Below are 10,127 nucleotides of genomic sequence, written 5' to 3'. Positions count from 1 at the left end.
GCGACGACACCCGTATCCGCGCTTCGCTCGCATCCATCAAATACTGCTTGGACAACGGCGCGTCTGTGATCGTGATGACCCACCTCGGCCGTCCGACCGAAGGCGAATTCCATCCTGAAGACGATGTAGCGCCTGTTGCTGCGCATTTGGGCAAACTGTTGGGCAAAGACGTGAAAGTATTGAACGACTGGCGTGAAAACAAACCGACTTTGAACGCCGGTGATGTCGTGATGTTGCAAAACGTGCGCATCAACAAAGGCGAGAAGAAAAACGACTTGGAGCTGGGCAAAGCCTACGCTTCTTTGTGCGACGTATTCGTTAACGACGCATTCGGTACCGCCCACCGCGCCCAAGCTTCGACTGAGGCCGTCGCCCAAGCCGCACCGGTTGCCTGCGCAGGCGTGTTGATGGCGGGCGAACTCGACGCTTTGGGCAAAGCCCTGAAGCAACCGGCTCATCCGATGGTTGCCATCGTTGCCGGCAGCAAAGTGTCTACCAAACTGACCATCCTCGAATCTTTGGCCGACAAAGTCGACCAACTGATCGTCGGCGGCGGCATTGCCAACACATTCTTACTGGCAGAAGGCAAAGCCATCGGCAAATCTTTGGCCGAACACGATTTGGTGGAAGAATCCAAAAAAATCATGGCAAAAATGGCGGCCAAAGGCGGCTCTGTTCCGCTGCCGACCGATGTGGTTGTCGCTAAAGCCTTTGCCGCCGATGCGGAAGCGGTGGTGAAAGACATTGCCGACGTTGCCGAAGACGACATGATTTTGGACATCGGTCCGAAATCCGCCGCTGCTTTGGCCGAGCTGCTCAAAGCCGCAGGCACTGTCGTATGGAACGGCCCGGTCGGCGTGTTCGAGTTTGACCAATTTGCCGGCGGTACCAAAGTATTGGCCGAAGCGATTGCCCAAAGCGATGCGTTCTCGATTGCCGGCGGCGGCGACACTTTGGCGGCGATTGCCAAATTCGGCGTAACCGACCAAATCAGCTACATCTCCACCGGCGGCGGCGCGTTCCTCGAATTCTTGGAAGGCAAAGAGTTGCCTGCCGTAGCCGCTTTGGAAAAACGTGGCGCATAATCGGTTTTAATCTCGATGGCTGAATAAAGGCCGTCTGAAATCTGGAAATCAGGTTTCAGACGGCCTTATTTATTTTGTTGAAATGTGTTATCGGTTTAGGCGGTTTGCGTATCCGACTGTCTGTGCAATGCCTGATAACACGGTGCAAGCTGGCGGATGATAAGGTCGAGCTGGTGTTTGAGGATTTGGTTTTGTTGGGACTGCTCTTTGTCGGTCTGCTCCAAATCGGCAAACTCCTGTCGGATGGCTTCGATGCTGGCATCGAAGGTGGCCGGTTCGGTCTGCGGCATTTGTTTGAGGAGTTCGGCGATGTGGTGGGTCAGGCGGGCATATGGGGCGAAGGTATCGCTGCCGTCGTGATGAACCTGGTCGCGGTATGCGCCGAGCGCGGAAATGTGGCCGGTCAGCGCATAGCTGGTTTTGAGCAGGGTAAAACCGTCTTGCAGGCGGTCTTGGTATTTTTTCGGGTTGCTGCTCATGTCGGATAAGGTGCTGCTGAGGGCGGCGGTGCTTTCGTGGGCTTGGCGGCGGGTGAGGCGGTAGTCGACATCGTCGCGGCTGCCGTTTTGCAGCTGGTCGAGGATGGCGTCGAGATAGCGGCCGTTGGCAGTGATGGTCTGGGCGGCGGTGTGGCTGAGGGTGAGGTAACGCCAATCGGGCCAGAGGTAGGTGGCGGCGGCCCATGCGATAACGGAACCGACGATGGTGTCGATAATGCGGATGGGCATGGCGTGGTACACGTCCAAACCGGCAAGCGAAAGGCTGGTTAGGGCTTGGATGGTGATGAAGAAGGTGGAGAAGCTGTATTTATAGCTTCGGGTGATGAAAAACAGGGTGGTGCTGGCGATGACAATCCAGAGCTTGGTTTCAACGGACGGGGTGAAGTAGGGGACGAGCGAACCGACAATCACGCCGAGAATCGTACCGGCGATACGTTGGTACACGCGGCTTTTGGTGGCAGTGTAGTTGGGTTGGCAGACGAAGAGGGCGGTCAGCAGGATCCAGTAGCCGAGGTTGAGGTGGAGGATTTCGACGATGATGCAGGCCGCGGCCACGACGATGGAGAGTCGGGTGGCATGGCGGAAGACGCCGGATTCGAAATTGAGCTGGCTGAGGACGGTTTCGCCAATGTTGCGGAACTTGGTGTTTTCAAGGGCGGCGATGCGGGTGTCGGTGTTGTCGTTTTCGGCAAGGGACGCATCGTTTTGCAGTTGCCGCAGTTGGTAATCGACGCTGCTGAGGTTGTCGAGCAGGCGGCGGATATTGTGGAGGTTGGCATTGTCGGCGTGGGTCTCGGCAAAATGGCCGAGGGATTGGCGGCAGCCTTCCATAGCGCGGCCGAGGCGTTTGCTGTATGCGTAGGGTTTGTTGTTGCGCAGGGTGGCGGCAATGTTGCGGCACGCCTGACCCTGCATTTCGAGCAGGCGGCGGATGCGGAAGATGAGGTCGGTGTTTTTGAGCTGCTCGGCCATTTCGCTGTAATCGACGTGGGCGGAGCTGATGCGTTCGTGCATGTCTTGCGCGCTGAGGTAGTAGCGCAGCATTTTGGCGGTGCGCGGATGGCGGTGTTGGCCGCGTAATCGGTAGAAAAGTGCGGCACGGCATTGGTTGAAGGCGGTAATCACGCCGGTGTTGCTCATGGCCAGGTCGATTTGGCGGTTGCCCAACCATGCGGCTTCGTCGGGGTCGAAAAAGTCGGCTTTGGCATCGAAGTAGTTGCTGAGTGTGTCGTAGGCGTTGGCGACGGTTTCTTGGACTGGGCGGTGGGGCAGGATGATTTGGAAGATCAGGGTGCTGACGCTGTATAGGACTGTGCCCAGCAGAATCATGACGGGATTGGTCAGCCAGTAGCTTTCGGGGGTGTAGGTCAGCGTGGTGTAGGTGGCGACGGCGAGCGCACCGAAAGCGATGGTGCGGTATTTGAGGCCGACGGTGCCGAGGATGGTGAAGCCGAAAGTCATCAGGGTCATGGCCAAGATGAAGGGAACGCCTGTGCCGATGGTGCTTTGGGCAAGCAGTGAGGAGAGGGTAAACAGGGCGACGGTGATGACGATGTTTATCAGACGGCCTGTGAGGCGGTTGTCCAAATCGACCAAACCGCCGGCAATAATGCCGAGTACGAAGGGCATGGCGAGTTTGGGGGTGTTAAAGTGCCAAACGAGGGTGGCGGCGATGAATACGCTGGCGAAGACGGGTAGGGAGGCAATGATCAGAGGTTTGAGCGGCGGGGTGTTCATGATTGGGTTGTTTTATTTGTTATGAGATGAATGATTGGATTTTAACAGGATTTTCAGTCGCTTTCAGAATGCTTGAAATAGGATAAGGCCGTCTGGACGGATACGGGGAAATACTTGATTTCGTTTCCACATCTGTTCAGACGGCCTTTTTTAGCTTACGCCATTAGGTCATCAGGTTGAGGTCGCTGATGCGGTCGTAGAGACGCTCGGTATTGTTGCCTTCGTCGTGCATTTGAATGCGCAGGCGTAAATCGTTGGCGGATACCGCTTGGCGCAGGGCTTCGCTGAGTTCGATTTGGCCTTGTGTGTAGAGATTGAAGAGATTCTGGTCGAACGTCTGCATGCCGTTGCTGCCGGAGCGTGCCATCAGGTCGCGGATTTCCAGCAATTCACCTTTGAAAATCAGGTCCTGCATGGCCGGAGTGTTGAGCAGTAGGTCGGTAACGGCCGTGCGTTGGCGGTTTTTCTTGACGACGAGGCGTTGGCCGATGATGCCGACGAGGTTTAACGCCAAATCCATCAAGACCTGTTGGCGGCGGTCTTCCGGATAGAAGTTGATGATGCGCTCGATGGTTTGAGAGGCCGTGCTGGCATGGATGGTGAAAACGCACAGATGGCCGGTTTGAGCCAGTTGGAGGGCGTATTCCATGCTTTCTTCGCTGCGGACTTCGCCGATACAGACGACATCTGGCGCTTGACGCATGGCGCTTTGAACGGCGGTTTTCCAGTTGTCGGTATCGATGCCGATTTCGCGCTGGGTGAAGATGCTGCGGCAAGGTTTGTAGATAAACTCGATGGGGTCTTCGATGGTAACGATATGGCCGGGCAGCTTTTGGTTGCGGTAGTTGAGCATGGAAGCCATGGTGGTGGACTTACCCGAACCGGTCGGGCCGGCGAGGATCAGCAGGCCGCGTGGCGCGAGTGCAAGCTCTTGGAGCTTTTCGGGCAAACCGAGGGTCTTCATTTCGGGAATGTCTTGGCTGACGCGGCGCAATACCATGCCGACGCGGCCTTGCTCGTGGTAGGCGTTGACGCGGTAGCGTGTGTTGCTGCGCGATTGGACGGAATAGTTGATTTCCCAGTCGCGGTTGAAGGCTTCGAGCTGGTCGGGGTTCATGGTGGATTCGGCGATGGCGGCGGTGTCCGCGCCGGTCAGCGCTTTGTGGGGCATGGGCGTGAGGGTGCCGCCGACTTTGATGGCAGGGGGAAAGCCTGCGCTGATGAAGATGTCGGAGGCGTTGCGTTTTTCAGCCTCTTCACACATGCGGTCGAGCAGGGGGTGAAGATGCGTGCCGATTTCGGCCGGTGTGGGGATGTGCGGTGCTTGGTTTTTTTGTGAGTAGGCTTGCACCATTTCGCTTAACAGGTCGTGCAGAGGGGCGAGGTCGCTCATGATGATTCTCTTTAAAACGGGTATTCGGTCAGGCTCAAAGGCCGTCTGAAAACGGGATGATGGGGTTCAGACGGCCTGAGTATGGTTTAGAAAATAGAGAGGTTTTCGATGTTTTGCGCTTTGCTGCGTGCCATCTCGGGGCTGATGGTGCCTTGGCGGACAAGGGTTTGCAGGGCTTGATCGAGGGTTTGCATACCGTGGGCCTGACCGGTTTGGAGGGCGGCGTTGATTTGGGCGATTTTGTTTTCGCGGATGAGGTTGCGCACGGCCGGTGTGGAAATCAGGATTTCGTGCGCGGCGACGCGGCCGTTGCCGTCGCGGGTTTTAAGCAGGGTTTGGGAAATGATGGCGCGCAAGGATTCGGACAACATGGAGCGTACGATTTCTTTTTCGCCGGCAGGGAATACGTCGACAATACGGTCGATGGTTTTGGCGGCGCCAGTCGTGTGCAGCGTGCCGAAAACCAAATGACCGGTTTCGGCGGCGGTCAGGGCGAGGGAGATGGTTTCAGGGTCGCGCATCTCGCCGATCAGAATCACGTCGGGGTCTTCGCGCAGGGCGGAACGCAGGGCGTTGGTGAAGCTGTGGGTATGCTGATGCAGTTCGCGTTGGTTGATGAGCGCTTTTTTGCTTTGATGGACGAACTCAATCGGGTCTTCGATGGTCAGAATGTGGGCCGGTTGGGTTTCGTTGATGTAGTTGACCATCGCCGCCAGCGTGGTAGATTTACCCGAACCGGTTGGGCCGGTTACCAAGACCAAACCGCGCGGATTTTCGGCAATTTTTTGGAAAATGCGCGGCGCACGCAATTCTTCCAGCGTCAGGACGGTGCTCGGAATGGTACGGAATACGGCGGCCGGGCCGCGTTCGGTCATAAAGGCGTTGACGCGGAAGCGGGCAACATTGGGCAGCTCAAATGAGAAATCGACTTCAAAATCTTGTTGATAGAGCTTGCGCTGGTGGTCGTTCATGACCGAGGTAATCATGGTACCGACTTCTTCCGGGCTCATCTCGGGCAGGTTGATGCGGCGGATGTCGCCATGTACGCGTATCATAGGGGAAATGCCCGAACTCAAATGGAGGTCGGAGGCTTTGTTTTTCACGCCGAACGCGAGTAAGTCGGTAATCTGCATAATGTGGCCTTGTTTTGGTTTAGAATAATAAAATCGCTTTATTTTAAATAGATAAACCCGTTCGACCAAGTAAAATTTTCAAAATGCCGAGTGATGAACGGGTTAAAGGAGAAAACCATGTCGGTATTGCAACAAAACTATCGGGACGTATGCCGGGCGGTTGAACAGGCGGCTGAGGCTGCAGGGCGGCCTGCGGATGCGGTAAAGCTGGTGGCGGTCAGCAAGACATTTCCGGCAGACGATATCCGCGAAGTGTATGCAGCCGGTCAGCGCGATTTCGGCGAGAACTATATTCAGGAATGGTTTGAAAAAACGGAAACGCTGGCCGATTTGCCGGATATTGTTTGGCACGTTATCGGCGATGTGCAGTCTAATAAAACCAAATTTGTGGCCGAACGCGCACATTGGGTCCATACGATAGGCCGTCTGAAAACGGCACGGCGCTTGAGTGAACAAAGGCCGTCTGAAATGCCGCCGTTGCAGGTGTGCATTGAAGTGAACATTGCCGCTGAAGAGGCGAAACACGGCGTGGCGCCCGATGAAGCGGTCGGGCTGGCCCTTGAAGTGGCCAAGTTGCCGAATATTCAAGTGCGCGGATTGATGTGTGTGGCCAAGGCCGACAGCAGCAACGATGAGTTGCGCAGCCAGTTTCACACCATGCAGCGGCTGTTGGCTGAGTTGAACGCGGCAGGCGTCGAAGCAGATGTTTTATCTATGGGTATGTCCGGAGATATGCCAATCGCGGTAGAATGCGGCGCAACCCATGTCCGCATCGGCAGCGCGATTTTCGGCAGACGGGAACAAAAACAAAAAGGAGAAGGCAGCCAATGAAACAGATTATCTCGGTCGTTTTGCTTGGTTTGACCTTAACGGGTTGTCGGTTGATGGGCTGGTATCAATGTGAGTCCTTATCGGGCTGGTGCAAACCCAAAAAGCCGGCAGCAATAGATTTTTGGGAAATTAAAGGCGAACCGCCGCCTTCTATCGAGGATTTCCGCGGGAAGCGTTTGGCGGACGGGAATTATTCTATTGACGATAATGCTTATCGTACCGCAGCTAATGATTATTTCAGTAGGAAAATCAAAAAGTTTGAAGCTTGCGGGCTAGCTTGGCAAACCCGCGATAAACGCCCTTTAGCGGAAACTTTTAAAAAAGAAGGATTCCGGCAAGAACATCTAGCCTAAAAACTACATCGTCAACTGCCACGGTAGAAATTAATAATCCAGCTTTACTACAACAGAATAATGGAGTTCCATTAAAACTAAAATTCCCAGTAAAAAGCAAGGTTAAGTAATGTTAAAGAAAAGTTATTTGTTTAATATGTATGAGAAATTGCAATGGTGTTCTGATATTGAGTTTGGAATATCTAACTTTTTTCCTATGACATTAGATATGAATCTTGAAAATAGAAAATATTTATTGCAGGTAGGTGTTGAGTTTGTTTATAGAGCTATAAAGTGCGGTTTATTAGAGTCATTAATTGATTTAGACTTCCCTTCTGGGGAATTGAACTCTTTGGAACATGAGTTTTCGATTATTGCTAATATAGAACTTACATCGTTTGATGATAATAATGAAATGTCATGCCAAGAAAGGGATATTTGGACAACAGAAATGTTAGAGGGCACTGATAAATTAAAATCTATTTGCCAGGATTGCTGTTTAAGCGGATATGAAGAGTTTGATGAGAATGATCCTAGGTGGAAGATGTTTGTTCAGAAAATAGAAAAAATATTTTCTGAACAAAATTTGCCTTGGAATTTAGAACAGCCTTTATTTCCAGTAAACTATAAAAATTAGTTTTATTAGTAAGTATATATAATAATTTATTATTCATAGGATTGTTTGGAAAAACAGGGTTTATACCGAACATCACTGCCCGAAAGCGTCCGTTGGTAAAAAGGTCGTCTGAAATTTTGTCGGTATGATGGAAACGGTATTTCAGACGACATCAGCAAATGTATCTCATTTAAAAAATTAAGGAAATTTATGAACATCTACTTTTTAGGCGGCGGCAATATGGCGACTGCCATTGCAGGCGGTTTGGTCAAACAAGACGGCTATCGTGTCCACATTGTCGAACGCGGCGCCGAAAGACGTGCGCAGTTGGTTCAAGAATTGGGCGTAGCCACTTCTGAAAACCTGCCCGAATTGAGTGCGGACGACGTCCTCATTCTCGCCGTCAAACCGCAAGACATGCAGGCAGCCTGTCAAAACATCCGTTTAAATGGCGCGCTGGTGTTGTCCGTAGCGGCCGGATTGTCCATCGATACCCTCAGCCATTATCTGGGCGGTACACGCCGTATCGTGCGCATCATGCCCAATACGCCGGCCAAAATCGGTTTGGGCGTATCCGGTATGTTTGCCGATGCAAGCGTTTCAGAAGCCGACCGCGCAGCCGCAGACAGCATCATGCGTTCTGTCGGCACGACCGTTTGGCTGAACGAGGAAGAGCAACTCCACAATATTACCGGCATCAGCGGCAGCGGCCCCGCCTACGTTTTCTATCTGTTGGGCGCGCTCCAAAATGCGGCTTTGGCACAAGGTTTCAACGAACAAGACGCACGCGAACTGAGCCTCGCCACATTTAAAGGCGCCGTGGCTTTGGCCGAACAAACCGGCGAAGCATTCGCACAATTACAGCAAAACGTAACTTCCAAAGGCGGCACAACACACGAAGCCATCGAAACCTTCAAAGCCCGTCACGTTGCCGAGGCCATCGAACAGGGCGTAGAAGCCTGCGTTAAACGTTCGCAAGAAATGGCGCAACAATACAAGGCCGTCTGAACATGCGCGGCGACTTGCTCCTATTATTGGCAGACGCCGTTGCCATCCTGTGTATCACACGCTTTTTGCTCCGATACGCAGGATTGGCGGCAGAACACCCCCTGCTCAAATTCAGCATACAGGCAACAGGCTGGCTGACCAAACCTTGGCAAAAAGCATTTCCAAGCGGCGAGAAAACCGATTGGTACTGCCTGCCCGCAGGTTTTCTGGTGTATTACCTTGCCTGTACCGCCATTATTTTCATCTCGCCGGCATTATCCATCAGCAATAAGCTGATTCTGGCAAACTTCTGGTTTGCCGCACTCCATATGCTGAAAGCCGCAGCCTATACATTACTTATCGCTCTGATTATCAGAATGGTGTCCAGCATACAGGGCCGCTATTCGCCGTTGACCTATGCCATCGAACGAATCCTGCAGCCATTGCTCAAACCGTTTTCCTTCTTACGCGCAGGTCGATACGATTTTTCAGGCAGTTTGTTGGCACTCTTATTATGGTTGTGGCTGACACGATGGTTTCCCCAGCTTATCCAGCAAACAAATCTATGGTTGCTCCAATAGGCCGTCTGAAAGTGCAGCAGGTATTAACGACCAAAAATACAACGTCCTAAAAAGCGCATTAATATATTTAGGCGTAAGCTAGTGCAAAAAAGTGCAAATCGAAATATAAAGAACAAATGAATAGGTAAAACATGATATGATTCGCCCAATTTCCAAAACGGAAATTCAAGAAAACCCAATAAAAGCAAACCCGTAGCATCCAAATCATTAACATAAACCGAAAGCAGACACCATGGCAAAGCTGACAGAACAAGATATTTTAAACTGGGATGGTCCCGAAGAGGACTACATGAACAGCGACCAATTGGCCTTCTTCCGCGAACTACTGGTTAAAATGCAAGAAGAGCTGATTGAAAATGCAAACACCACTACCGGTCATCTCCAAGAGCACGAATCCGCCCCCGATCCTGCCGACCGCGCTACTCAAGAAGAAGAATACGCTTTAGAACTGCGCACCCGCGACCGCGAGCGTAAACTTCTCAGTAAAGTACAAGCGACCATCCGCAGCATTGACGAAGGCGATTACGGTTTCTGTGCCGATACCGGCGAACCCATCGGCCTCAAACGCCTGCTGGCACGTCCGACCGCGACACTGTCCGTAGAAGCGCAAGAGCGACGCGAACGAATGAAAAAACAGTTTGCCGACTAAAAATATAGACATAAAACCTCAAAAAGGCCGTCTGAAATACTCTTTCAGACGGCCTTAGTATTGAACCGGGTTGGATATAGGACGCGAATAGGGAAGATTTGAGGTGTTTTGAGAAAAATAAAAACCCTGTTAAAACAGGGGGGTGATTAAATTTTTGAAAATAATTTCGAGAAAGGTGTTGACTGGTTTTGTTGGAGGGCGTATAGTTCGGTTCTTCGCTGCTGACGCGGTGAAGAAAACGAAGCAGACAGTATAACACAGTTGGTTGAAATTTTCGATAATT

Annotated in this window: 10 protein-coding genes; 7 read left to right on the top strand and 3 right to left on the bottom strand. The window is 52.2% G+C overall.

Annotation, left to right across the window (positions count from 1 at the left end):
- Positions 1 to 1,085, top strand: a 1,085-nt coding sequence (locus ACTHUT_RS09455) for a phosphoglycerate kinase (protein WP_440418754.1), incomplete at its 5' end; no start/stop codon positions are given.
- Positions 1,086 to 1,180: 95 nt separating this feature from the next.
- Here ACTHUT_RS09455 and yccS read toward each other — a convergent pair.
- From yccS to ACTHUT_RS09440, 3 genes are all read right to left on the bottom strand, one after another.
- Positions 1,181 to 3,322, bottom strand: coding sequence for a YccS family putative transporter (yccS, locus tag ACTHUT_RS09450; RefSeq protein ID WP_295701152.1), 2,142 nt, complete (start codon positions 3,320 to 3,322; stop codon positions 1,181 to 1,183).
- Positions 3,323 to 3,485: 163 nt separating this feature from the next.
- Positions 3,486 to 4,715 (bottom strand): PilT/PilU family type 4a pilus ATPase, encoded by a 1,230-nt coding sequence (locus ACTHUT_RS09445; protein ID WP_314598525.1) that lies wholly within the window; start codon positions 4,713 to 4,715, stop codon positions 3,486 to 3,488.
- A gap of 86 nt (positions 4,716 to 4,801) precedes the next feature.
- Positions 4,802 to 5,848, bottom strand: coding sequence for a type IV pilus twitching motility protein PilT (locus ACTHUT_RS09440; RefSeq protein ID WP_036492519.1), 1,047 nt, complete (start codon positions 5,846 to 5,848; stop codon positions 4,802 to 4,804).
- Positions 5,849 to 5,965: 117 nt separating this feature from the next.
- Between ACTHUT_RS09440 and ACTHUT_RS09435 the strand changes: the two genes are divergently transcribed.
- From ACTHUT_RS09435 to dksA, 6 genes are all read left to right on the top strand, one after another.
- Complete coding sequence (locus ACTHUT_RS09435; RefSeq protein WP_440386771.1) at positions 5,966 to 6,679, top strand: YggS family pyridoxal phosphate-dependent enzyme; 714 nt, start codon at positions 5,966 to 5,968, stop codon at positions 6,677 to 6,679.
- Positions 6,676 to 7,032 (top strand): RNA-binding protein, encoded by a 357-nt coding sequence (locus ACTHUT_RS09430; protein WP_440386770.1) that lies wholly within the window; start codon positions 6,676 to 6,678, stop codon positions 7,030 to 7,032. Before ACTHUT_RS09435 ends, ACTHUT_RS09430 begins: the two co-directional genes overlap by 4 nt.
- A gap of 109 nt (positions 7,033 to 7,141) precedes the next feature.
- Positions 7,142 to 7,648, top strand: coding sequence for a hypothetical protein (locus ACTHUT_RS09425; RefSeq protein WP_296116999.1), 507 nt, complete (start codon positions 7,142 to 7,144; stop codon positions 7,646 to 7,648).
- A 189-nt stretch (positions 7,649 to 7,837) separates the two neighbouring features.
- Positions 7,838 to 8,635 carry a pyrroline-5-carboxylate reductase gene (proC, locus tag ACTHUT_RS09420; RefSeq protein WP_222570617.1) on the top strand — a complete coding sequence of 266 codons (798 nt, stop codon included), beginning with the start codon at positions 7,838 to 7,840 and terminating at the stop codon, positions 8,633 to 8,635.
- A 2-nt stretch (positions 8,636 to 8,637) separates the two neighbouring features.
- Positions 8,638 to 9,195: a YggT family protein gene (locus tag ACTHUT_RS09415; RefSeq protein WP_222570616.1), complete on the top strand. Its 558-nt coding sequence runs from the start codon at positions 8,638 to 8,640 to the stop codon at positions 9,193 to 9,195.
- Positions 9,196 to 9,427: 232 nt separating this feature from the next.
- Entirely contained in the window at positions 9,428 to 9,844 is a 417-nt protein-coding gene (gene dksA / locus ACTHUT_RS09410) for an RNA polymerase-binding protein DksA (protein ID WP_003747644.1), read from the top strand.
- Positions 9,845 to 10,127 lie beyond the last annotated feature (283 nt).

Source organism: Neisseria sp. P0022.S010, assembly GCF_051956635.1.
This window is presented reverse-complemented; position numbering and strand designations above follow the sequence as displayed.